This is a genomic window from Martinezella sp. CNPSo 3795 (assembly GCF_057784475.1).
Genome location: NZ_JBXSOQ010000003.1, coordinates 613947 through 636471, shown reverse-complemented (window position 1 = coordinate 636471; position 22525 = coordinate 613947). Strand labels below are relative to the sequence as shown.

Here is a 22525-nt window from a genome sequence, read left to right as displayed (position 1 = left end):
CGGGAAGGCGCTGCAGGCTGTCGTATCGCCATAAGTCGATCTTTGGTGGACAGATTTGCAGAAAAGCGTTAGGCCTCGCTCATGAATAAGAGAGCTGTAAGACTCATCGAGAACGGTGCGATCGAATCCGCAATGCGAACGATCGAGACCGAGAGACGGGGCATGGAAGCGCTGGAACGCGCCCTGACCAATGGTCTGGCGGAGCCCTTCAGCCGTGCGGTGGAGATCATCGGCGATATCTCCGGCCGTGTCGTGATCACCGGCGTCGGCAAGAGTGGCCATATCGGCAACAAGCTTGCCGCAAGTCTGGCATCCACCGGAACGCCGGCCTTCTTTGTGCATCCTGTCGAAGCCAATCACGGCGATCTCGGCATGATTACCCAGGATGATGTCATCATTGCCATCTCCTGGGGCGGCGAGAGCGCCGAGCTGCGCGGCATCATCAGTTATTCCCGCCGCTTCTCGATCCCGATGATCGCCATCACTGCCGGCGAGACTTCTACGCTTGCGCGTGAATCGGATGTTGTGCTGCTGCTGCCTAGGGAGCAGGAGGCCTGCCCGCACGGTCTGGCGCCGACGACATCGACGCTGCTGCAGCTTGCGATCGGCGATGCGCTGACCGTCGCTCTTCTGGAAGCACGCGGCTTTACCGCCGAGGATTTCCGCACCTTCCATCCGGGCGGCAAACTCGGCGCCAGCCTCTCGCACGTGGCCGATATCATGCACAAGGGCGACCGTGTGCCGCTCGTCAAGCTCGGAACCGGTATGCCGGAAGCGGCGATGACGCTATCGAAGATGCGGTTCGGCTGCGTCGGCGTGGTCGATGATGACGGTTGCCTGTGCGGCATCGTCACCGATGGCGATATCGCCCGCAATCTCGGCACCAGCCTCGCGGAGAAGCTGGTGGATGAGGTGATGACCCCCAATCCGAAGACGGTGAAGGAAACGACGCTGGCGACGAGCGCCATGGCCGTGCTCAATCGTCACAATATTTCGGCTCTCCTGGTCATCGATGAAGCACGCCGGCCGATCGGTGTCGTGCATTTCCACGATCTGCTGCGGATCGGCGTTGCCTGATCAGACAGGCTCGACGGTGAGCTCGCGGCCGTTGCTGGCGACCACTTTGACGCGGGTGCCGACCGGCAAGTCCGGTCCGTTGACCGTCCAATAAGTGTCATTGAGGCGAATGCGCCCACGGCCTTCGGCTATCGGCTGGTCGAGCGTTGCCGTGCGCCCGACAAGGCTGGCACCGCGCTGGTTCAGGAACGGCTCGTCGGTCACCTGGTTGTTGTTATAGAGATAGCGGCGGCCGAGCAGGGTGACGATAACAGCCATGGCGGCGAAGACCAGCCCTTGAACCTGCCAGACCCAGAAGCTGCTTTCCCAAAACAGAAGCGACAAGGCGCCGACGATGATCGCGGCGAGCCCGATCCATACCAAGAAGAAGCCGGGCAAGACGAGTTCGGCGGCAAGCAGCGCCAGACCGGCGAGCCACCAGCTCCAGGGGCCGAGTTCGACGATGAGATTGTCGAACATCTCAGCTCTCCTTCGGTGGCAGCGGATTGATCGTTGGCGTTGTACGGACGGGGCCGGAGCGTGGCCGGGCCGGTTGCGTCGCGCCATTGCCATCGCCATTGTCGCCGAAGACTTCGCGCGCGATAGCGCCGATACCGCCAAGAGAGCCGATGATGGAGCTCGCCTCCATCGGCATGAGGACAATCTTCGAATTGCTGGCGGAGCCGATCGCGCTCAGGGCTTCGGTGTATTTCTGGGCAACGAAATAGTTGATCGCCTGCACGTTACCCTCGGCAATCGCTTCGGATACGACGCGGGTCGCCTTGGCTTCGGCCTCGGCCAGGCGCTCGCGCGCCTCGGCGTTGCGGAAGGCAGCCTCGCGCTGGCCTTCGGCTTGCAACACGGCTGCCTGCTTTGCACCCTCAGCGCGGAGGATCTGCGCGTTGCGCAGGCCTTCCGCCTCCAGGACCTGGGCGCGCTTTTCGCGTTCGGCCTTCATCTGTCGGCCCATGGCGTCAACCAGGTCTTTCGGCGGCTGGATGTCCTTGATTTCGACGCGTGTTACCTTGATGCCCCAGGGCTCTACCGCCTCATCGACCACGCGCAGCAGTCGTTCGTTGATGGCATCGCGATTGGACAGAAGCTCGTCCAGATCCATAGAGCCCATGACGGAACGGATATTGGTCTTTGTGAGATTGAGGATCGCGGTTTCCAGATTGGTGATCTGATAGGCGGCCTGCGCCGCATTCAGCACCTGGAAGAAAGCGACTGCATCAGCGGATACGCTCGCATTGTCCTTGGTGATGACCTCCTGCGTCGGCACGGCCAGCACCTGCTCCATCACGTTCATCCGCACCCCGATTGTTTCGATGAAGGGCACGATCAGGTTGAGCCCCGGTTCCAGCGTGCGGATATAGCGGCCGAAGCGCTGAACTGTGTACCGATAGCCCTGAGGTACGGTCTTGATGCCCGCAAACAGCACCAGAATGACGAAGACCACCAAGGCAATCACAACGATGCTGAAACCACCCACTACCATCGAACTCCTCCATGGACGCGGCTGTATGAGCAGGCTCGCGTCGCCTAAACCGCCACCGTTCGGCCTCGCTATGCTCGGTCGAGCTCACGAGGCGGCAGCTCAATCTTATGTGGTGGGTTAGCATGTTCTCAGCAAGTGAGGAATGGGGCTACAGCAGGCGTTTTGCTATGAGGCAGGTCAACCAATCACCGTCTGGGTCTTGCGTCCGGCGATTGATATTCATACTTTATATGGAGATTTCCGGCTCCGCTGCCACGCAGCTTTTCGGGCCAGCCTTAGCGCATTATCAGGGTGAAGCTATGAACTTAGATAGGACCTTGCGGTCGGTTGTGGCCGTGCACGCCTCAATTCCGGAAGACGCCTTCACTGCGGCAACCCTCGGCACACGCAGGGAAGGTAGCGGCGTCGTCATTCGCGGAAACGGCCTGGTATTGACGATCGGCTATCTCATCACCGAAGCCGACGAGGTCTGGCTCACGACCAATAGCGGTCGCGTCGTGCCCGGTCATGCGCTTGCCTACGATCAGGAAACGGGTTTCGGCCTCGTGCAGGCGCTCGGGCCTCTCGATGTGCCCGCCCTCGAATTCGGTGATACCGACAAGGCTGAGATCGGTGATGAAGTCGTCATCGCTGACGGGATCGGCCAGTTTGTCGAGGCGAAGATCGTCGCAAAGCAGGAATTCGCCGGCTATTGGGAATATCTGCTCGACGAGGCGATCTTCACGGCACCCGCCCATCCATCCTGGGGAGGTGCGGCTCTTATCGATGAGGACGGCAAGCTTCTCGGCATCGGATCGCTGCATCTGCAGATGGCGACCCAGAACGGCGACAGCGCCGATATCAACATGATCGTGCCGATCAACCTTTTGATGCCGATCCTGGACGATCTGATCAAGCGCGGCCGCGTCAACAAGCCGCCGCGGCCTTGGCTCGGTGCCTTCTCGGCCGAAAGCAATGGCGAAGTCGTCGTCATGAGCGTCACCGAGGGTGGTCCGGCCGCCAAGGCTGGCTTGCGTCGCGGCGACGTCATTTCGGAAATCCGGGATGGCGAAGTCGATGGGCTCGCGGATTTCTACCGCAAGATCTGGGAGAGCGGTCCGGCTGGCTCCGAGATCCCCATGCGCGTATTGCGCGACGGCCGCGAGGCCTGGCTGCGCGTCAAATCCGCCGATCGCGGCAGCTTCCTCAAAAAGCCGCAGCTTCAGTAGGCACGTGTCGCCGGGATCAATCCCGGCGATCCGGTCAAACCCAGCCGAGCAACTCCCGCCGCACGACTTTTTCCAGCACGTTCATGCCGTCTTCGCTGTCGTTGAGACAGGGAATGTGGGTGAATTTGTCGCCGCCGTTGTGATGGAAGGATTCGGCGGCCTGTTCGGCGATCTCTTCCAGCGTCTCAAGGCAGTCGGAGACGAAGCCGGGATTGAGCACCGCGATACGCTTGGTGCCGTTCCTGGCAAGCTCTTCCACCGTCTTGTCCGTATAGGGCTGCAGCCATTCCTCCGGGCCGAAACGCGATTGGAAGGTGACCATGAACTGATCTTCGGAAAGACCCAGTTTCTCGCGCAGCAGGCGGCCGGTCTTCTGACAGAAGCAGTAATAGGGATCGCCCAGCTTGAAATAGGACATCGGGATGCCGTGGAAGGAGGCGATGATCTTTTCAGGCTGCCAGTCCAGCGTCGAGAGGTGACGGGTGACGGAATTGGCGAGCGCCTCGATATAGGTCTCGTCGTCGTGATATTGCGGAACAGTGCGGATCGCCGGCTGCCAGCGCATCTTCTGCAGTTTCTCGAAGGCTTTGTCGTTGACCGTCGCCGTCGTTGCCGCCGCATATTGCGGATAGAGCGGAAAGAGCACGATGCGCTCGCAGCCATCGTCCTTTAGCGCCTGGATGCGATCGGCGATCGAGGGCTGGCCGTAACGCATGGCCCAGTCGACCTTGACGTTGGGCAGGTCGCGCAGCCGCTCGGCCATTAGGTCGGATTGGTTGCGCGTATAGGTGCGCAGATAGCTCTCGTTCTTATCCTTGTTCCAGATCGTCTCATAGGCCTTGCCGACCTTTTGCGGTCGGGTGTTAAGCACGATGCCGAACAGGATCGGATACCATTTCCAACGCGACCACTCGATGACGCGGCGGTCTGTCAGGAATTCGCGGAGGTAGCGGCGCATCGAGGAGTAGTCGGTGTCGTCGGGCGTTCCGAGATTGATGAGCAGCACGCCGACCTTGCCGTATTTCACGCTAGGGTGATCGGGCGGAAGCGTGGTCAGGGCTGCTGTCATCGATTGAATTCCTCTCAAGATATGAAGCACTTCACATAAGAACAAAAGCCGGTCCGGGAAAGCCCGGACCGGCTGGAGCAAGCGAGACAAATCGTCTTACTTGGCCGGAATCTTCAACTTTTCGCCAACCACCAGATGATGCGGCTTGATATTGCGATTGGCGGCTACGAGTTTGTGCCATTGTTTGGCATTGCCGTAATAAGTCTTGGCAAGATCCCAGAACGTGTCGCCGGCGACGACGATGTGGGTTGTCGGCGTCTTTGGCGGCTCGTTGACCTTGGCCTCCGGCGTTGCTGTTGCCGGAGCCGTGGTCGCGGGTGAAGACGCAGCCGGCGTTTCAGCCACTGGAGCTGAGGTGGCGGGTGTCGAGGCTGCCGGATCCGATTTTGCCGGGGCAGACGGCGTAGCCGTCGGGTTTGCCGGCATGGTGGTGCTTGGCGTTGTCACCGTGGGAGGCGAGGAGGCCGGAGGGGTTGTCGTGGACGACGCGCCACCGCTATCTCCAGCGGCCGCCGCCGGCTTCTGCTCCGGCGCTGTCTGCGTGGTATCGGCGGGCTTTGCGGGTTCCGGCTGTGCAGCCGGCGCTGCCGCGGCTATCTGGGTTATGCGGCCGTCCGTGTAAGGCTTGTACGGATTGTGTGCGCCAAGATAATCGGCGACCACCGATTCCAGATTGGGGCCGAAATCGTAGGCGTTCTTGCCGTCCTTTGCGAAGACGGCGTAGCCGTCGCCGCCGGCGCGCATGTAGTTGTTGCTGACGACGCCGTAGGTCTTTTCGGGATCGATCGGCTTGAACTCGGTGCCTTCCTGCACGTCGACGGAGACAAGACGGCTGCCCGGCGGCTTCGATTTATCGAAGCTGTATTTGAGGCCGGCGACCTGCGGGAAGCGGCCCGCCCCGTCATCGATCTGGCTAAGGCCGTTTTCGAGTGCCGCCTTCACGTCGGCTCCGGTCAGCTGGAAGGTTGCAACCGTGTTCTGGAAGGGCAGCACGGTCAGCACGTCGCCCATGCTGACATCGCCTGCGGCGATCGAGGCACGCAGGCCGCCGCCGTTCTGGATGGCGATGGAAATGCCCTGCGTCCTGGTGCGGTCAAGCATCGCATCGGCGACAAGATTGCCCATCGAGCATTCCCGAACGCGGCAGACTTCACGCGCGCCTTCGATCGGCCCCTGCGAATTACCGATGACCTTCTTGCGCAGTTCCTCGATCGGCTTTGCCATCTCCTGCACGCGTGACAGGATCGTCGGATCCGGCTTAATGGAGGAATCGAGCAGGATCGGATCGCCTTTGGCGTCCTTGACGGCGCCATTGTCATCGAAGGTGACGACAATGTCGCCGAGATATTTGCTGTAGGATGCGGCCTGTACAACAGGTACCTTATAGCCGGCCGGATTGTCGACCATGGTCGGATAGGGGCCGGCTGCCTTCGGATCGGTATTCGACAGGAGCGTATGCGAGTGGCCGCCGACAACGACGCTGACGCCGGCGATCTTGGCGATCTTCTCGACATCGCGGGGATAGCCGACATGGGTGAGCGCAATGATCTTGTTGACCCCCTGCGATTTTAGCGCGTCGACTTCGGCGCTGATTGCGGCGGCATCGTCGGTGATCTTCACATGCGGGCCGGGGGAGGCGAGTTCAGGCGTCTCGGTGGTCACCGCACCGACGATCCCGATCTTCTGGCCGCCGATATCGAGCACGATCGACTTCTTGATGCGGTTGCCGAGCTTCGATTGGTCGTCGACCACCAGATTGGCGGTTACAACGGGGAACTGCGCCTTGTCGAGGAAGGCGGCAAGCGGGCCTTCGCCATCGTCGAATTCGTGATTGCCGACCGTCATGGCGTCGATCTTCATGTCGTTGAGAAACTCGACTTCGGCCGCACCCTTGTAGGTCGTGTAGAACAGGGAGCCTTGGAAATTGTCGCCGGCATCAAGGACGACTACGTTCTGGCCGGCAAGGGCGGCACGCCGCTGGTCGATGGCGGCTTTCAGCCGTGCCGCACCGCCGAAGCACTCGTTCTTGGCTTCTTCGGCTGCAGAGCAGGTGGCGTCGAATTTGTTGATCGATTCGACGCGCGAATGGAAATCGTTGAAGTGCAGGATGTTGAGCTGATAGTCCGCGAAGGCGGCGCTGGTACTCAGCGCCAGCAGCGTGGCGGCCAAAAGACCCACTCCGAAGGGCTGCTTCATCTGTCTCTCCTGTTGGTCATTGCAATCCGGCCCGCCAATGCCCCAAGGCGGTCCCCCACAGCGATGTTTTCATCCCGGCGGAGCGAGCGCAAGCAAAAGCTGTTGGCGTTATTAGGATTTTTACAAAGCGGCGAAATGCGCTGCCGGATCAGGCGCATGCCTCGACGGAGGCGAGTCCATAGGACTCCCGCAATGCCGCAGCGGCATTCCAGCCGACAGAGCAGAAGACAAGCACACAGCAGAGGGCGGTGACAAGATGAAGGTGTCGATTCCGCTTTCGATAGAGCAGAATAGCGCTGGCGCCGTAAAGGAGCAAAGCCGGTACGGCGAAAAGGAGGACGCTCGCGGGGCCATCGCAATCAAGGGCGTCGATGCCCTGGGCTTGATAGCTATTTGCAGGGAGGACCGCCGCCAGAATGGCGACGGGCAATGCTGCGATCAGTACCAGATGGAGGATCAGCATTCCGCGCATGATGCCTTATCCGTCCATCGGGCCTTTATCAGCCCTGGCGATTGAGCGAGAAGTGCCCGCCGGTTTCGGAGGTGCAGTTGAGCTGGCTGGGATTGGCCAGGAAGCAATTGACCTTCGACGAGGTGCGCTTGATGTTCGAATAGAGGTTGATCTGGATCATGCCCGACGGATCGGTCGTGTAGGTTCCAGAGGCCATCTGCTGGTTCGTGCCATCCGTCGTGTGCGTTTCGAACCGGCCGCCGTTAAAGGTCGAATTCAGGCCATTGGAATCGGCCCAGCTGCCTTCCACGGAATTCGTGCGCGGCTGGCCGCCGCCCGGATTCATCGCCATCGGCGGCGGTCTGGAGCCACCAAAATCCACGCAGGCAGATAAAGCTGCCGCAGCAGCGAGGAGGGCAAGAACGGTTCTCATCTTCATAAATATCTCCCGCAAATAGAGGCGGTCTAAAGGCGTATCGGTTGCAAGGAAGATGGCGCGGCCATCGAGCTAAAGCAAGACGTCCCAGGCGATCTGCTTGATTTATCTGGCTTGCGTAACAAAAATGCCCGCACGACCTGTGCGGGCATTCGCTCTTGCATCAAGCTGACACTATACTCTTAGCGAACCAGAATGTTCCGGAACTGCCAGGGGTCCTTGGTGTCGATGTCTTCCGGGAAGAGGCCCGGGCGACCATCGAGCGGGGTCCAGTCGGTGTAGTGACCTTCGACCGGGCCGAGATAGGGCAGCTGCACTTCGAGGCAGCGCTTGTAGTCGATCTCGTCGGCTTCGACGATGCCGGCCTTCGGATTCTCCAGTGCCCAGACCATGCCGGCGAGAACGGCTGAGGTCACCTGCAGACCGGTAGCGTTCTGATAGGGGGCAATGCGGCGGGTTTCTTCGAGAGACAGGCGCGAGCCGTACCAGTAGGCGTTCTTGGCATGGCCGTAGAGCAGCACGCCGAGTTCATCGATGCCGTCTTCCAGCTCGTCCTCGTCGAGAACGTGATGAACCGGCTGCGGCGTGCCGCCATTGCCGAACATTTCGTGCAGCGAAAGCACGGCGTCGTTGGCCGGATGATAGGCGTAGTGGCAGGTCGGACGGAAGGTGACCTCGCCGTCCTTGTCGCGCACGGTGAAATAGTCGGCGATCGAGATCGACTCGTTATGGGTCACCAGGAAGCCGTATTGCGGGCCGGGGGTCGGGCACCAGGTGCGCACACGGGTGTTGGCGCCCGGCTGCTCCAGATAGATGGCGGCCTTGCAGCCCTTCTTGTGCTTCTTGGCGTTCTTCGGCATCCAGTTTTCATGGGTGCCCCAGCCGAGTTCTGCCGGCTGCATACCTTCGGAGATGAAGCCTTCGACCGACCAGGTGTTCCAGAAGACGTTGAGCGGCTTCGGATGCTTGGTGCGCTGGGTGTCGCGCTCGGCGATGTGAACGCCCTTGACACCGATCTTCTTCATCAGCTTGGCCCAGCCTTCGCGATCGTGCTGATCCGGCTCTTCGAACTTCAGGCCGATATCCTTGGCGAGGTTGACGAGCGCCTGCTTGACGAACCAGGAAACCATGCCCGGATTGGCGCCGCAGGTGGAAACAGCCGTGGTGCCGCCCGGGTTCTTTTCCTTCTCCTTGCGCATGGTTTCGCGCAGTGCATAGTTGGTGCGGTCTGCGTTCTTCAGGCCCTTGTCGAAGTAGAAGCCGAGCCAGGGCTCGACGACGGTGTCGATATAGAGCACGTCGAGCTTGCGGCACAGCTTGACCAGATCGAGCGAGCCGGTGTCGACCGAGAGGTTGACGCAGAAGCCCTGGCCGCCGCCTTCCGTGAGAAGCGGCTTCAGGAGATCCTTGTAATTGTCCTTGGTGACATGGGCCTGGATATGGCGGACGCCATGCTTTTCCAGGATCGCCAGGTGCTCGGCATCCATCTGCGGGTCGATGACGACCATCCGGCTCTTGTCGAATTTGAAATGGCGCTCGATCAGGGGCAGGGTGCCACGGCCAATAGAGCCAAAGCCGATCATTACGATCGGACCGGTAATTTCGGCATATACCGGATAGTTTTGTTTCGTCATTCTTTTCTCCTTCGAAAGGCAGGGCGCCGTTCGGTTCACGAAATCTAGTTAGAGTTGGCGCGAAAGCGCTGGCAGAGTTTGCGCGAAAACGCGGGGTGAGCGGCTCTAATCATAATTTGATGTCACAATAAAGAGCTGTTGAGGGTTAGCCGGCCAAAGTCAAGTCGAGGCAAACATACACGCCATATGCGACGAGTTTGTTGCTCTCAGGGTTGGTTTTCGCTGACATAAACGGAATGCGACGGAAGGCAAGCGCCTTCCGTCGCTTAGGCCTTCAGGCTTTCCAATCCGTCGACGACGGTGGTGAGGGCGATTTCCTGGACTTCATAAGCGGCGACACCGTGGATCGTGAAGGGGTCTGCGGCGACATAGGCCTCCAGTTCCGCTCGCTCGCCGCGGGCGAAGATGACGCCGCCTGTGCGCGGCACCTTGCGGCCGGAAGCGAGGAACCAGCCCCTAGCATAGCCTTCCTTCACCCAGGCCATGTGCGGCTCCATGTGCTTATCGGCTTCGTCATTGCCCTTGAGATAGGTAAGCGACAGAATGAACATTCAATCAATTCCATAGGAGTTGTGCGCGGATCAGGCCGCGCAGTGAGTTTCCGACATAAAGGGGGCGATCTCTCAGGTCGTCGAGCCGGATGCGGTCGACACGGGCCTTGCGCTGGCAGATGAGTTCGGTGCGCAGGACGCCTGCAAGTAGACCGGATGATATGGGAGGAGTGCGGAGCAGGTCCGCGCTATCCTCGAGGAAGACAGAGGTGATCGTCCCCTCGCAAACCTCATCCTTCTCATTGAGCAGCAGCACTTCGTCTGCCTCGTCTGGCCGATATTCCGCGCGGGCTGCTTCATAGATGCCTCGTCGCGTGGTTTTGAAACGCAGCAGCTTATCGGAGGAATCGAGCCGGGTCGCAGCGACGCGCAAGCGCCAGACGGTATCAGGCAAAAGCGGGACGAAGGGAGCCGTCGTCAGTTCCGTTTGCCCTTTGCGATCCAGAGTGAGGCGAACTCTCAAGGGTGCGGCGGCACCGGCGACCGCGTGCTCCAGCTTGCCAAGCACGTTCTGCGGCGCGGAAAAGCCGAGGCGGCGGACGGATCGTTGCAGGCGGGCGAGATGCAGGCGCAGGCGAACGAAGCCGGTTTCCGGCTCGTAGCGCAGCGTCTCGATCAGGGAAAAGTCCTCTACCGGTCGATCCATCGGTCCCCCACGGCGAAGCGCGCCTTAAGGAGGCATTCTTCATATTCCGCTTCCGCCGTCGAATCGAAGACGATGCCTCCGCCGACATTGAACACCGCGCGACCGTCTTCGAAAAGCGTGATCGTGCGGATCGCCACGGAAAAACGCATGGCGCCGCCAGGCGAGATCATGCCGATCGCGCCGCAATAGGCGTCGCGCGGGCCGCCTTCGAGGTCGTGCAGGATTTCCATCGCCCGCATTTTCGGCGCACCGGTGATCGAGCCGCAGGGAAAGAGTGCGGCAAGGATATCGCGGATCGATATGCCCGGCAGCAGCTTGGCCTGCACATGGCTGACCATCTGGTGCAGGGTCGGATAAGTCTCGATCTCGAAGAGTTTCGGCACATCCAGCGTGCCGACCTCAGTGATGCGGGAGATATCGTTGCGAAGCAAGTCGACGATCATGCGGTTTTCGGCCTGCGTCTTCTCGTCGGCGAGCATGGCGGCGATGATGCGCTCGTCCTCGGCAGCATTTGCGCCGCGCCTGGCCGTGCCCTTCATCGGATGCGTCTCGATCCAACCGTGCTCGTCCGTGCGGAAGAAAAGCTCCGGCGAGCGCGACAGGATGATCGGGCCGCCGAGATCGACCAACGCGCCGTATTTCACCGGCTGCCGTTCGATCAGAGACCAGAAGGCGGCGCGGGGATCGCCGTTCCATCGCGTATGGATCGGCATGGTCAGGTTTGCCTGATAGCAGTCGCCAAGGCGCAGATGCTGGTGCAGCCTGTCAAAGCGCTCCTTATATATCTCGAAACTCCAAGCGGCCTTCGGCTCCGTGAGAAACTCTCGGTTTTCCAGGCGCTGTACCGGCTGGCCCAGCAGATGGCCATCAGCGGCAGGAGCATCGAAAACGCCGAAGCAGAGCAGGGGCGTTTCCCTGTTCTCCTCGGCGAAAGGTGCGAGTTTTTCCTCGAAGAGATGGCCGGCCTCATAGGCCATGTAGCCGGCAAGCCATTGTCCCTGCCGCTTGGCTTTTTCCATCCGATCGAGGGCATCGAAAAATTGCGCACGCGTATGAGCGACAATGATCTCGGCCGGCTCGGCGAAAATCATCATCTGTCCTGTGCTGTCGTCCCTGAAAAGGACGTAGGGTATGGCATCGGCCATGCGCGGATTTCGATCCAGTCTTGATTCAATGATCCCCAGGCATGATTGCATATGCCGTTACGCTTGGCCCCTCACCCTAGCCCTCTCCCCGCCCGCGGGGAGAGGGGACTGTTTCTGCGTCCACCGCATCATTCTCTGCAAACAACGGTGCAGCAGTTGCGATCGCTCCCTCTCCCCGCATAGGCGGGGAGAGGGTTGGGGTGAGGGGCCATGCGCGAAGCTGCGGCAATGGCGAAGGTGCCTGACCTGCTTCTCCTCAAAGCAGGACCGAGATCTCAGTTCTTATCTAATGCTTCCAGCTCGTCGATCAGCCCTTCGATCATCGACAGGCCCTTGCTCCAGAACGACGGATCGGTTGCGTCGAGGCCGAAAGGCTTCAGGAGTTCGGAATGATGCTTGGTGCCGCCGGCCTTCAGGAGCTCGAAATATTTCTCCTGGAAGCCTTTTTCTGCGCTTTGGTAGACGGCATAGAGCGAGTTCACCAGGCAATCGCCGAAGGCATAGGCATAGACGTAAAAGGGCGAGTGGATGAAGTGGGGGATATAGGCCCAGTAGGTCTCGTAGCCCTCGGAAATCTTGATCGCGGGACCTAGGCTCTCCTCCTGTACCGAGAGCCACAGCTCGCCGATGGTGTCCGATGTCAGCTCGCCATTCTTGCGGGCGGTATGAACCTTGCGCTCGAATTCATAGAAGGCGATCTGGCGCACGACCGTGTTGATCATGTCCTCGACCTTCTGCGCGAGCATCGCCTTGCGTTCGCGCTTGTCGGTGGTCTTGTCGAGCAGCGCGCGGAAGGTCAGCATCTCGCCGAAAACGGAGGCTGTCTCCGCTAGAGTCAAAGGCGTCTGGCACATCAGTGCGCCCTGGCCTCCGGCCAGCACCTGATGCACGCCATGGCCGAGCTCATGCGCCAGCGTCATGACATCGCGCGGCTTGCCCATATAATTGACCAGTACGTAAGGATGAGCCGACGGTACAGTCGGATGGGCGAAGGCGCCCGGCGCCTTGCCGGGGCGCACCGGCGCATCGATCCATTCCTCGTCAAAGAAGCGCTTGGCCATATCAGCCATTTCGGGGGCGAAATTACCATAAGCCGATAGAACCGTATCCTTCGCATCGGCCCAGGGGATCAGCGCGTTGGGCGTTTCCGGCAGCGGCGCATTGCGGTCCCAGAAGTTCATCTGGTCCATGCCGAGCCACTTGGCCTTCATCTTGTAATAGCGATGCGAAAGCCGCGGATAGGCCTCTCGCACGGCGGCCGCCAGCGCATCCACTACCTCGCGCTCGACGCGGTTGGCGAGATGCCTGCTGTCGGCAATATCCTCGAAGCCCCGCCAGCGGTCGGCGATTTCCTTGTCCTTGGCGAGCGTATTGGTAATCAGCGTGAAGGTGCGCAGATTGGCCTTGAAGGTTTCGGCAAGCGCCATGGCGGCCTTGCGGCGCACTTCCGGGTCCTGCTCCTGCAGCATGTTCAAGGCGACTTCCAGCGGCTGCTTCTCGCCGTCGATCTCGAAGCGCAGCTCAGCCATCGTCTCGTCGAACAAGCGGTTGAATGCGGCGGCGCTCGTCATGGATTTTTCCAGGAACAGCTGCTCCAGCCTGTCGTCGAGCTGATGCGGCTTGTCCTTGCGCAGGTCGACGATCCAGGGACGATAATGGCCGGCGGCGGGGTCGTTCGCCATGCAGGCGTCCATCACCGTATCGTCGATGCGGTTCAGCTCCAGCGGGAAGAACAAAAGGTGAGAGGAATAGTCCGTGAGCTTTGCCTGGACGTCGCCATAGAGCTTGCCGTTGTTCGGATCGATGGTATTGGAGAAGTAGGTGAGCCCGGCGAACGAGCCGAGACGGCCCATGATATCGTCAAGCGCTTCATACTCCTTGATGGCTGCGCCGATGCCGGCGTCGCCTGTCTTGGCGGCGGCATCGGTAAGCTTCCCCTTCCACTTTTCCTCGAAGGCAATGGCCATCTTGCCGGCCTTTTCCAGATCTCCGACGAACTCGGGGGACGTGGAGGAAGGATAGAGATCGCTTAGCTTCCAGGCTGGCAGGTCTCCAAGTGCCTGGCCGGCTGCCGGGCTTGCCGAGAATTTAATGGCCGAGAAATTAATGAGGGGGTGGAGCGAGGTCGGGCTCATGGGCGAAATTTCCTCTGCTTTTATTTTTCGGATCGTCCGATCCGTATGGTGTCTATTCGGCTGGAAAGCCTGCTGCAAGGCCTGATTTTCCTGCACCGAAGGTTGAATCATAAGCGCTTTTACATTCGTCATAATGATTAAAATGCGATGCTTTGGCAAAACTTCATGTTCAAGCCTTTCTGCGATCTTCGCCTCAGGTTTCGCATGAAGTGAGGCACCAATGACCGTTTACAATAGCGCCAAGGGGGGCGCGCAGATTCTCGTTGTTGAGGATGATCCGATTCAACGCCGTCTGCTCAAGAATGCCATCGAGCGGCACGGACACGTTGCCCATTTGGCAGAAAATGGCCGTCTCGGCCTTGAGTTCCTGAAGCGTGGCAACGATCAGATCAACGTGATCGTGCTCGATCTCATGATGCCGGAAATGAACGGCATCGAGTTCCTGGGCGCGCTGAACGATATGGGCATCGACCTGCCCGTCATCGTGCAGACGGGGCAGGGCGGCATCGATACCGTGGTGCAGGCAATGCGCGCCGGCGCCTTCGATTTCGTCGTCAAGCCGGTATCGCCGGAGCGTATCGCGGCATCGATCGCCAATGCTTTGAAGCTCGACCAGCGCGAGGCGAAGGCCCGCGCCGGGCGCAAGTCGCGCTCGAGCAGCATCACCTTCGACGACATCGTCTCGGCAAGCCCGGCGATGATGCGGGTGATCGATCTCGCCCATCGCGCGGCGCAATCGAACATTCCAGTCGTGCTGGAAGGCGAATCCGGTGTTGGCAAGGAACTGGTGGCCCGTGCCATCCAGGCCGCCAGCGACCGCGCCGGCAAGCCATTCGTGACCGTCAACTGTGGTGCGATCCCGCACAATCTCGTCGAAAGCATCCTGTTCGGACATGAGAAGGGTGCGTTCACGGGTGCAACCGAGCGCCATGTCGGCAAATTCATGGAAGCCGATGGCGGCACGTTGTTCCTCGACGAAATCGGCGACCTGCCGCTGGAGGTCCAGGTCAAGCTTTTGCGCGCCGTGCAGCAGGGCGAAATCGAGACCGTCGGCGCGCGCGTCGCGCAGAAGGTCAATGTCCGGCTGATTTCGGCGACCAACAAGGATCTGATCGAAGAGGTCAAGGCTGGGCGCTTCCGCGAGGATCTCTATTATCGCTTGAACGTCTTTCCGATCACCATGCCGGCACTGCGTCGCCGCAAGGAAGACATCCCGCATCTTGCACGCGCTTTTGCCGACCGGTTTGCGCTGGAGCAGAAGCTCGATCATCCGCTCGGGATCAGCAACGACGCGCTTGCACTGCTGACCGCCTATGACTGGCCGGGCAATATCCGCCAGCTCGAAAACGCTGTTTTCCGCGCGGTCGTCCTGTCCGAGGGACCAGAGCTGCTCGACACGGATTTTCCGCAGATCGCCGCACAGCTGCCCGGCTATTTCGCTGCCGAGCATCCAACCTTGGTTGTGGATAATTCGCATGCCTCTTCGGCCGAGCTTCTGGCGGCTGAACGAAGCGAACGGATCCCTTACGGGGTTTCGCACGGGTCGGCTGCAACCACTCCGCTTGCCTCAGCCGATGCGTCGGCCGGTGCTTCCGACAATATCATCGTCAGCACAAATACCTCGGGGGATGTCAGGAAACTGGCGGATGTCGAGGAAGAATTGATCCGATTTGCCCTCAAATTCTATCGTGGGCAGATGAGTCAAGTCGCGAGAAAGCTCGGCATCGGCCGCTCAACTCTCTACCGGAAGTTGAAAGATTACGGCATAGACCCGGATGACCCGCAAAAAAACGCGGCATGAAGTAAAGCTTAACGTTTAGGCAAGCATATTTTGTTACCCGTCGTAAAGCACTTGTTAGTGCATCGTTCACCATGTATGAAGGGGGCGACCATGTGTGGCATTTTTGCCATCGTGTCACCGCAATTGACAGCCATTTGGAACACGATGCGACATTGTCTGTCGGACGGGGATCGAATTGCCGAATTTGAGTGCAAATACCAAGCCTAATAGCTTGAGCTGGCATTCTGCGTGCTCTAACCTATTTAGCAAGGTGGCCAAGGTTGTAGCCGTTGGCCTCCTTGCTTTGTCCGTTTCTACCCCTGTTTTCGTCGGCACTCCCTCTCAGGCAGGCGGTGAAACCCGCAGCCTCAAGATTTACTATGTCCATACCGGCGAGAAGGCCGTCATCACCTACAAGCGCAACGGCAAGTTCGATCCGGACGGCCTGGAGAAGCTGAATCGCATTCTGCGCGACTGGCGCAAGAATCAGCCGACCAAGATGAACCCGCGACTGTTCGACCTGATCTGGGAAGTCTACCGCGAAAGCGGTTCACACGAATTCATCTATGTGATCTGCGGTTTCCGTTCGCCGGGCACCAACGAGATGCTGCGCACGCGCTCCGCCCATACCGGCGTTGCCAAGAAGAGCCAGCACATGCTCGGCAACGCGATGGATTTCTATATTCCTGACGTCAAGCTCACCAAGCTGCGCGAAATCGGCATGAAGCTGCAGGTAGGCGGCGTCGGCTACTATCCGACCTCCGGCTCGCCCTTCGTGCATATGGATGTCGGCGGCGTGCGCGCATGGCCGCGCATGGATCGCCAGGATCTCGTCCGCCTCTTCCCGGATGGCAAGACGATGCATATTCCGGCGGACGGCCGGCCGTTGCCGGGCTACCAGCAGGCAGTCGCCGATTACAAGCGCCGTATGTCGTCCGACGATATCCAGATCGCCAGCTCCTCTTCGCCGCGCCGCGGCTTCTTTGCCCGCCTGTTCGGCGGTGGCGGTGCCGATGAGGAAGAGGATAATGCAGATAGCGGAACGACGGCGGCACCGGTGGCTGTCGCCTCAGCTGCCCGCAAGGGCCAGCCGGCTCCGGCTGCCAGTGATGATGGTGACGAGGGCGCCGCTCCGGCTCCGGCCCAGGTTCAAGTTGCCAGCGTAAACGCGCCCGTTCCGCAGGTTCGCCCGGCATTCGGCAATCAGCCTGCCGGCAGCGACGTGGCTTCCGCTCTCGTCTCACCGTCGCGTAACGCGGCGCAGGATGCTCTTGCCGCCGCCATGCCGGATACGGGCGACCAGCCGCAATATGCCGACCTTCGCTCCTATCATGTGCCCGTGCCGTCCCTGCTTGACCGTCGTTCACCCGGGGATGCCGAAGTGGCATCGGCCGAGGCTGACATGAAAGGCCAACTGGCTGCCGTTCCGGTGCCGGCGCAGCGTCCGGAATTGGCCGAAAGCCTGCTGGCATCAGCCGATGCCGATCAGGAGGCCGCCGACGACCAAGCTGACGCAAGTGCACTTTCGCCTTCGGTCATTGCGGCTCTCGAGCAAAGCCGTCCTGATCGATCGGACGCCAACAATGCGGTTGCGGTGATGCAGCCGTCGAACAACGTCGCGTCCAAGGATCAACTGGCGCCCGCCGGCAACGGCATGGCTGCCGGTAACGATGCGGCGCAGGCAATTGCCGCCGTCCTGCCGCAGCAGAGACCGGCACAGCAAATGCCGATGCAGGTGGCCGCGCTTGCACCGGTCCGCAACGAGGTGAAGGCCAGCAGCCGTCGCTTCAACGACGGGTTCGAGCCGACTACGCCACAGGAACGTCCGATTGCCGCCGGTATCGCGACCAAGGGCGGCCGGCCGAACAAGCAGGACGCCGTGGTGGCCGATTCGGGCCGCGCAACGGTGACGACTGCGCCGACGCTGACGGAGAAGATGATCTCGCAATGGGCGATCGCAAAGGCCCGGGTTGAGATTGTAAACCGCCCGGTCAAGGCGCCGCGCTTCGTGAGCCCGACGCTCCGTGCCCAGCCGACTGCCGTTTACACGGATGGTTTCAAGGTACAGACGGCTTCGATCGATCCCGAACGCTTCAGCGGAAGTGCAGTGAATTTCCTTCAGGTGAAGAAGTTCAATTCGGTCGAATAGGCTGCATCCACTTCAGCGTGATTTCAAGGAGCCCGTTTGGGCTCCTTTCTGATTCGGCAGGGTGCTATCCATTTATGATCGCGATCGGGTTTGCGTGGCCTGCTGGCGGCATGCAAATCTGAGCTGAGCCCGGTTTTCAGGCACTGCTGTTGCTCGTAGGTGACATTGCGACGGCTTTCAGGTTCGTGTCAGGATTTATGCATCCTTCCCCGATCCGCCATTCAGTTTGGCTTCATTCGGCTCCGTTAGGTCGGCGACTTCAGACCTGATGGATATTCATATTTGACCCGCAAGACGGCAATCATCATTGGCAATGGCAAGCTGCAGCGTGACCTCTCTGAGGTCGTGGACAATGCAGAATTTGCGATGCGTTTCAACGAGCCGAAGGCTTCGATCGGCATGAGCGGTTCACGCACCGATATTCTCATGCTTGCAGCTTCCAGCAAGCCTATGCAGCGCCGATTGACGGACCCGACCTTCCTGACCAGCGCGACGTTCACGGCAGCCAAGGAGGTCGTGCTTGCCTATCATCCCGATATCATCCGCAAGTATCACCCCAAGCCCAATCTGCTCTCACGCCTGAAGGGCCGAAGAAGCGATTGGACGATGCGGACGATCGAATTGGTCGGTGCTGCCGGCAAGGAAATCCGCATCATGCCGCCGCAGTTTTACATCGAGGGCTGCGAGGAACTCGGTGTGAGCCAATGCCGGATGCATCAGCTCTTTCCGAGCACCGGCTTCTTCGGCATCCGATATGTGCTGTCACGATTGCCTGCAGACGAGTGGGAGGTGAAGCTGTGCGGTTTCAGCTGGGAAGGGTGGAAACGCCATGCCTGGCTGGATGAACGCCGCTGGGTTGAAGACAAGATGGCGAGCGGTCGCATCAGCATGCTCGTCTAGCTTCCTTCAGTTGTTCAGATCCGTTGAAAACAACCATTTTCAGTTTCGCCTCAGGTTTGCCTAAGCTCGCTTTCATTCAGGGTTGCTAGAGCCTCGCGAAATATGACCCCGAGGTATCCCTTCATGCAAGCCCACGAATTCAACCCGTCTTCGGCGATGCCGCTCGAAAGATCTCATACGGGATTCGAGTTCGCTCCAGCGTCCAATTCGGTCGGTACTGTTCTGGACACGCCCGGCCAACCTGTCATTCGTGGCTTCATCATCCATCTGGATCGCGCCCGTGACCGCATGCCGCAGGTCGAAAGGCTTGCTGCAAAGCTTCCGGTGCAAAGCGAGATCGTCGAGGCAGTCGATGGCCGCACTCTGAGTGCCGTCGAGATCGACAGTGTCTATCGTCCGCGGTTGCAGAAGCCTTATTATCCGTTTGCCATGAGCACGGGCGAAATCGCCTGCTTTCTGTCGCATCGCAAGGCTTGGGCTGCCATTGTCGAGCAGGGCATCGATGCTGGTCTTGTCTTTGAGGACGATGTCGAGATCGACGACGCGTTCCACGCAGCCTTTGCTGCTGCCAAGGCCTGCCTGAAGCCAGGTTCTTTCATTCGCTTCCCGTTTCGCATGAGCAAGGAGCATGGCAGATCTGTTCTTTCCCAAGGGGAGACCGATGTCATTCAACCGACGAGGATAGGTCTCGGCATGGTGGCCCAGCTCGTCAGCCGAGATGCCGCCATCCGCCTGCTGGAAGCGACCTCCGTCTTCGACCGGCCCGTCGATACCACCGTGCAGATGAGCTGGTTTACGCGCGTATCGCCGCTCTCGGTCCTGCCTGGCGGCGTGCGTGAAATTTCCCCTCAGCTCGGCGGCAGTACGATCAAGAGTCGCAAGACACTGGCAGAGAGGCTCTCCAGAGAGGTGTTGCGGCCGCTCTATCGCGCCAAGATCGCGCTTCGCTCGCGCCGCATCATCTGAGACGATCCATCGTGGCTGTTCCAATCCTCGCATATCATCAGATTGCGGTGCCGCCGTCGCGCAAGGCGCCGTTCAGAAGCATGGTCGTCCATCCCGAAGCCTTCCGCCGTCAGATGGAATGGCTGAAAAAGCTTGGAATTCAGGGTGTGTCGCTGCGTGAGGCAATGCCTTACATCCGCGGCGAGAAGGCCGGCAAAGTCGCTGCCATCACCTTCGATGACAGTTATGCCAATGTGCATGAGAATGCCTTGCCCGTGCTGCAGGAGTTTGGCTTCACTGCCACGAATTTCGTTGTGGCGAACCAGATCGGCGGCAGCAATGTCTGGGATGTCCCCCTTGGCGTGGCTCAGGCGCCCTGCATGTCGGTCGAACAGCTGAAGCATTGGCACAGCCTCGGGCATGAGGTGGGATCGCATACGCTCGATCACGTTCGCCTGCCGCAATTGCCGATGGAAGAGGCGCGCCGTCAGATCACCCATTCGCGCGAGCTGCTCGAGGATTTGCTCGACGAAGGCGTTTCGTCCTTCTGCTTTCCCTATGGCGACGAAACGCCGCTCGATCGCGTGCTTGCCTATGAAGCCGGTTACAGCGCCGCCACGACGACACGCCGCGGTCGGGCGCGGCCGGGCGACGATCCGTTCGGCCTGCCGCGCGCGACCATCCGGCGCAACGACAGCTGGCTGCATTTCGTCAAGAAGTGCGTCGTCGGATAGTCAGCCCTGTAACTAGGATGCCGCCGTAAAGCTGTAGTTGCCCTTGGTCCTGTGGCCGCCGGCGGAAGGGCCTGCCATTTGATGGTCTATTTGTCAGGTGCGAGCTTATCGCTCACGGGCATGGCCAGCGTTTTTTCGCTATCGGTCGGTGTGGCCGCGGCTACAGCTATGGCTGCTTTTTCGGCGCAGGATCGGCAATCGGACGGCCATTACCGTCGCTGAGTGTGACAGCTCCGCCGACATGGTTCTGTGTTGTCGCCGCCGGCGGCATGAGGGTCCAGGTGAAATAGGCGATGAGTCCGCAGACGCCGAGCAGGAAGACACTGAGGATCGCGGGGATAGACCACTCCTTCGTGAACATCGGTGTTTCCGAATGCGATTTGAAAGAGGCGCGACGTGTGGCCGCCGTCTTATTGAGCTGTGTTGGCACAAGCGCCTCCAATACTGCGCGTCGCGGTCGAGAGTGTTGTTCCGAAGGTCCGTTTCCGCACGATCTTCCTCACTATCTGTCTGGATGAAGCACGTACGACATTCGCGGTTTCAGCTCAATGCGGCAATTTGGTATCCCGTCGTCGCGCCCGTTTACAGGCCGCGCCGAGGTCGGCTACACATGATCGACAGGGTTCGCGCCGGCGGATTGGCGAGCCTCATATCACCAAGTCGCGCGGCTGGTTTGTTCTCCAGCGCTTGCGCGAAGAGGAATTGGAATGCCCATCGAATCCTGGAGAGGCGGCGAGATTGACGTTGCCGTGATTGGTGCCGGAGCGGCAGGAGTAAGTGCTGCCCGACAGCTGCAATTGCTTCGGCCGGATCTCTCGATCGTCTTGCTCGAGGCTTCCGATCGCGTCGGCGGCCGCGCCCGCTCGATCCACCCATTCGGCACCGATGCCGCCGCGCTCGATCTCGGCTGCGGCTGGCTGCATGGCGCGCGCACCAATGCCTGGACTGATATTGCCGAGGAAATGGGCCTGACCGTCGATCGCACGCCTGCGCCCTGGAGCGACGGCGGCCATCGGTTAGAACAGAACGATCCCGATGCCAAGGCTGCGGCTGCCGCCGTCAACGCCTTCTTCGAGCGGGTCTATGAGTATGAGGGAGATGCAGACGCCGATCTCTCGGCCATGTTGTTGCCTGATGATCCGTGGAATGAAAGGATTTACGCCGTCGGCGCCTTCATGACCGGAGGAGAGCTCGACAAGTCCTCGGTGATCGATCTTGGCCGCTACGATCCCGGCCCTGGTCCTGACTGGCGCGTGCGGCAGGGCTACGGCACTTTGGTTGCGACCTACGGCTTGCCGGTGCCGACCGTTCTCGGCGCCGAGGTCAGCCGCATCGACCATAGCGGCGCTGGCCATGTCGTGCTTTCCACGAGCAAGGGCGAGCTGCGGGCGAGGGCCGTCGTCGTCACTGTTTCCACCAATGTGCTTGCGGCTGGACGTATCGCCTTCTGGCCGCCTCTGCCGGAGAAGATCGAAGCAGCTTCCCGCCTGCCGCTCGGTCTGGCAAACAAACTCTTTCTTCGCACAGCCGAACCTCGGATGTTTCCGGAGGATGCGCATGTGATGGGATCGCAGCATAGCCGCCGAACGGGGGCCTATCAGCTGAAGCCATTCGGTGCTCCGGTCATCGAGGCCTATTTCGCCGCCGACCTTGCGCTCGATCTGGAGAGGCATGGCATCGATGCGATGTTTGATTTTTCGGTGGAACAGTTGAAGCGCGTCTTCGGCGCCGATGTCGGCAAGACGCTGTCGCCGATGGCGGCGTCGGCCTGGGCGGGAGAGTCCTTCTTTGGCGGCTCCTATTCCTATGCGACACCCGGTGCGTCCGACCTGCGCAGCGTCCTCGCGGCTCCCCATAACGGACGTTTGTTCTTCGCCGGAGAAGCCTGTTCGAAGACGCGTTATTCGACCGCGCACGGTGCCTATGAAACCGGCGTTGTCGCTGCTGAAGCCGTTGCGGAAGCGCTCTGATGGAAAGCCGATGAAACCGATA

Annotated in this window: 19 protein-coding genes and 2 pseudogenes; 9 read left to right on the top strand and 12 right to left on the bottom strand. The window is 60.2% G+C overall.

Features of this window, described 5'->3' with window-relative positions; genetic code table 11:
- The first annotated feature begins 81 nt into the window (after positions 1 to 81).
- Complete coding sequence (locus tag AC13QY_RS12840) at positions 82 to 1077, top strand: KpsF/GutQ family sugar-phosphate isomerase (RefSeq protein ID WP_113395273.1); 996 nt, start codon at positions 82 to 84, stop codon at positions 1075 to 1077.
- Here the strand turns inward: AC13QY_RS12840 and AC13QY_RS12835 are convergent, their stop codons facing one another.
- Together AC13QY_RS12835 and AC13QY_RS12830 are read right to left on the bottom strand one after the other, a co-directional pair.
- A complete protein-coding gene (locus AC13QY_RS12835; protein WP_113330415.1) occupies positions 1078 to 1536 on the bottom strand; it encodes an NfeD family protein in 459 nt (152 codons plus the stop codon).
- Between the two features lies 1 nt (position 1537).
- Positions 1538 to 2554, bottom strand: coding sequence for an SPFH domain-containing protein (locus tag AC13QY_RS12830; RefSeq protein ID WP_145316072.1), 1017 nt, complete (start codon positions 2552 to 2554; stop codon positions 1538 to 1540).
- A gap of 299 nt (positions 2555 to 2853) precedes the next feature.
- On the opposite strand from AC13QY_RS12830, the gene AC13QY_RS12825 reads away from it, so the two are divergent.
- Positions 2854 to 3762, top strand: coding sequence for a S1C family serine protease (locus tag AC13QY_RS12825; RefSeq protein WP_113389317.1), 909 nt, complete (start codon positions 2854 to 2856; stop codon positions 3760 to 3762).
- Positions 3763 to 3796: 34 nt separating this feature from the next.
- On the opposite strand, the gene hemH is transcribed toward AC13QY_RS12825, so the two are convergent.
- The 9 genes from hemH to AC13QY_RS12780 form a co-directional block, all read right to left on the bottom strand.
- Positions 3797 to 4831 carry a ferrochelatase gene (hemH, locus tag AC13QY_RS12820; RefSeq protein ID WP_269245028.1) on the bottom strand — a complete coding sequence of 345 codons (1035 nt, stop codon included), beginning with the start codon at positions 4829 to 4831 and terminating at the stop codon, positions 3797 to 3799.
- Between the two features lie 96 nt (positions 4832 to 4927).
- The gene (locus AC13QY_RS12815) at positions 4928 to 7027 is read right to left on the bottom strand and encodes a 5'-nucleotidase C-terminal domain-containing protein (RefSeq protein WP_269245029.1); all 2100 of its coding nucleotides are present in this window, start codon (positions 7025 to 7027) and stop codon (positions 4928 to 4930) included.
- 148 nt (positions 7028 to 7175) lie between these two features.
- Complete coding sequence (locus tag AC13QY_RS12810) at positions 7176 to 7499, bottom strand: hypothetical protein (RefSeq protein ID WP_488486924.1); 324 nt, start codon at positions 7497 to 7499, stop codon at positions 7176 to 7178.
- Positions 7500 to 7527: 28 nt separating this feature from the next.
- Positions 7528 to 7917, bottom strand: coding sequence for an outer membrane lipoprotein Omp10 (gene omp10, locus AC13QY_RS12805; protein ID WP_113355044.1), 390 nt, complete (start codon positions 7915 to 7917; stop codon positions 7528 to 7530).
- Between the two features lie 179 nt (positions 7918 to 8096).
- Positions 8097 to 9548 carry a homospermidine synthase gene (locus AC13QY_RS12800; RefSeq protein WP_113395267.1) on the bottom strand — a complete coding sequence of 484 codons (1452 nt, stop codon included), beginning with the start codon at positions 9546 to 9548 and terminating at the stop codon, positions 8097 to 8099.
- Positions 9549 to 9814: 266 nt separating this feature from the next.
- The gene (locus AC13QY_RS12795; RefSeq protein ID WP_488486925.1) at positions 9815 to 10099 is read right to left on the bottom strand and encodes a YciI family protein; all 285 of its coding nucleotides are present in this window, start codon (positions 10097 to 10099) and stop codon (positions 9815 to 9817) included.
- A gap of 4 nt (positions 10100 to 10103) precedes the next feature.
- Positions 10104 to 10745, bottom strand: coding sequence for an aminotransferase class IV family protein (locus tag AC13QY_RS12790; RefSeq protein WP_488486926.1), 642 nt, complete (start codon positions 10743 to 10745; stop codon positions 10104 to 10106).
- On the bottom strand, positions 10730 to 11890 hold the full coding sequence (locus AC13QY_RS12785) for an aminodeoxychorismate synthase component I (protein WP_488486927.1): 1161 nt from the start codon (positions 11888 to 11890) through the stop codon (positions 10730 to 10732). Before AC13QY_RS12785 ends, AC13QY_RS12790 begins: the two co-directional genes overlap by 16 nt.
- 275 nt (positions 11891 to 12165) lie before the next feature.
- Entirely contained in the window at positions 12166 to 14025 is a 1860-nt protein-coding gene (locus AC13QY_RS12780) for a M3 family oligoendopeptidase (protein WP_488486928.1), read from the bottom strand.
- 220 nt (positions 14026 to 14245) lie between these two features.
- Between AC13QY_RS12780 and AC13QY_RS12775 the strand changes: the two are divergent.
- From AC13QY_RS12775 to AC13QY_RS12750, 6 genes and pseudogenes are all read left to right on the top strand, one after another.
- Positions 14246 to 15497, top strand: a pseudogene (locus tag AC13QY_RS12775) (sigma-54-dependent transcriptional regulator); the annotation flags it as partial.
- 116 nt (positions 15498 to 15613) lie between these two features.
- A pseudogene (locus AC13QY_RS12770) lies at positions 15614 to 15826 on the top strand (helix-turn-helix domain-containing protein); the annotation flags it as partial.
- 175 nt (positions 15827 to 16001) lie between these two features.
- Complete coding sequence (locus AC13QY_RS12765) at positions 16002 to 17954, top strand: peptidoglycan L,D-endopeptidase MepK (protein WP_113330403.1); 1953 nt, start codon at positions 16002 to 16004, stop codon at positions 17952 to 17954.
- Between the two features lie 282 nt (positions 17955 to 18236).
- A complete protein-coding gene (locus AC13QY_RS12760; RefSeq protein ID WP_113389177.1) occupies positions 18237 to 18854 on the top strand; it encodes a glycosyltransferase family 29 protein in 618 nt (205 codons plus the stop codon).
- 123 nt (positions 18855 to 18977) lie between these two features.
- Entirely contained in the window at positions 18978 to 19820 is an 843-nt protein-coding gene (locus AC13QY_RS12755) for a glycosyltransferase family 25 protein (protein ID WP_269245034.1), read from the top strand.
- Between the two features lie 11 nt (positions 19821 to 19831).
- On the top strand, positions 19832 to 20533 hold the full coding sequence (locus AC13QY_RS12750) for a polysaccharide deacetylase family protein (RefSeq protein ID WP_113355068.1): 702 nt from the start codon (positions 19832 to 19834) through the stop codon (positions 20531 to 20533).
- 166 nt (positions 20534 to 20699) lie between these two features.
- Here AC13QY_RS12750 and AC13QY_RS12745 read toward each other — a convergent pair whose 3' ends face one another.
- Positions 20700 to 20894: a hypothetical protein gene (locus tag AC13QY_RS12745; protein ID WP_113355070.1), complete on the bottom strand. Its 195-nt coding sequence runs from the start codon at positions 20892 to 20894 to the stop codon at positions 20700 to 20702.
- 346 nt (positions 20895 to 21240) lie between these two features.
- Between AC13QY_RS12745 and AC13QY_RS12740 the strand changes: the two genes are divergently transcribed.
- Entirely contained in the window at positions 21241 to 22503 is a 1263-nt protein-coding gene (locus AC13QY_RS12740) for a flavin monoamine oxidase family protein (protein ID WP_269245035.1), read from the top strand.
- Positions 22504 to 22525 lie beyond the last annotated feature (22 nt).

What these genes read in the sequence shown, in the direction of transcription:
- AC13QY_RS12825 (WP_113389317.1), top strand. Translation starts at nt 2,854, where the DNA reads ATGAACTTAGATAGGACCTTGCGGTCGGTTGTGGCCGTGCACGCCTCA.
- AC13QY_RS12840 (WP_113395273.1), top strand. Translation starts at nt 82, where the DNA reads ATGAATAAGAGAGCTGTAAGACTCATCGAGAACGGTGCGATCGAATCC.
- AC13QY_RS12780 (WP_488486928.1), bottom strand. Translation starts at nt 14,025, where the DNA reads ATGAGCCCGACCTCGCTCCACCCCCTCATTAATTTCTCGGCCATTAAA.
- AC13QY_RS12785 (WP_488486927.1), bottom strand. Translation starts at nt 11,890, where the DNA reads ATGGCCGATGCCATACCCTACGTCCTTTTCAGGGACGACAGCACAGGA.
- hemH (WP_269245028.1), bottom strand. Translation starts at nt 4,831, where the DNA reads ATGACAGCAGCCCTGACCACGCTTCCGCCCGATCACCCTAGCGTGAAA.
- AC13QY_RS12815 (WP_269245029.1), bottom strand. Translation starts at nt 7,027, where the DNA reads ATGAAGCAGCCCTTCGGAGTGGGTCTTTTGGCCGCCACGCTGCTGGCG.
- AC13QY_RS12740 (WP_269245035.1), top strand. Translation starts at nt 21,241, where the DNA reads ATGCCCATCGAATCCTGGAGAGGCGGCGAGATTGACGTTGCCGTGATT.
- AC13QY_RS12800 (WP_113395267.1), bottom strand. Translation starts at nt 9,548, where the DNA reads ATGACGAAACAAAACTATCCGGTATATGCCGAAATTACCGGTCCGATC.
- AC13QY_RS12830 (WP_145316072.1), bottom strand. Translation starts at nt 2,554, where the DNA reads ATGGTAGTGGGTGGTTTCAGCATCGTTGTGATTGCCTTGGTGGTCTTC.
- AC13QY_RS12835 (WP_113330415.1), bottom strand. Translation starts at nt 1,536, where the DNA reads ATGTTCGACAATCTCATCGTCGAACTCGGCCCCTGGAGCTGGTGGCTC.
- AC13QY_RS12795 (WP_488486925.1), bottom strand. Translation starts at nt 10,099, where the DNA reads ATGTTCATTCTGTCGCTTACCTATCTCAAGGGCAATGACGAAGCCGAT.
- omp10 (WP_113355044.1), bottom strand. Translation starts at nt 7,917, where the DNA reads ATGAAGATGAGAACCGTTCTTGCCCTCCTCGCTGCTGCGGCAGCTTTA.
- AC13QY_RS12755 (WP_269245034.1), top strand. Translation starts at nt 18,978, where the DNA reads ATGCAAGCCCACGAATTCAACCCGTCTTCGGCGATGCCGCTCGAAAGA.
- AC13QY_RS12790 (WP_488486926.1), bottom strand. Translation starts at nt 10,745, where the DNA reads ATGGATCGACCGGTAGAGGACTTTTCCCTGATCGAGACGCTGCGCTAC.
- AC13QY_RS12745 (WP_113355070.1), bottom strand. Translation starts at nt 20,894, where the DNA reads ATGTTCACGAAGGAGTGGTCTATCCCCGCGATCCTCAGTGTCTTCCTG.
- AC13QY_RS12810 (WP_488486924.1), bottom strand. Translation starts at nt 7,499, where the DNA reads ATGCGCGGAATGCTGATCCTCCATCTGGTACTGATCGCAGCATTGCCC.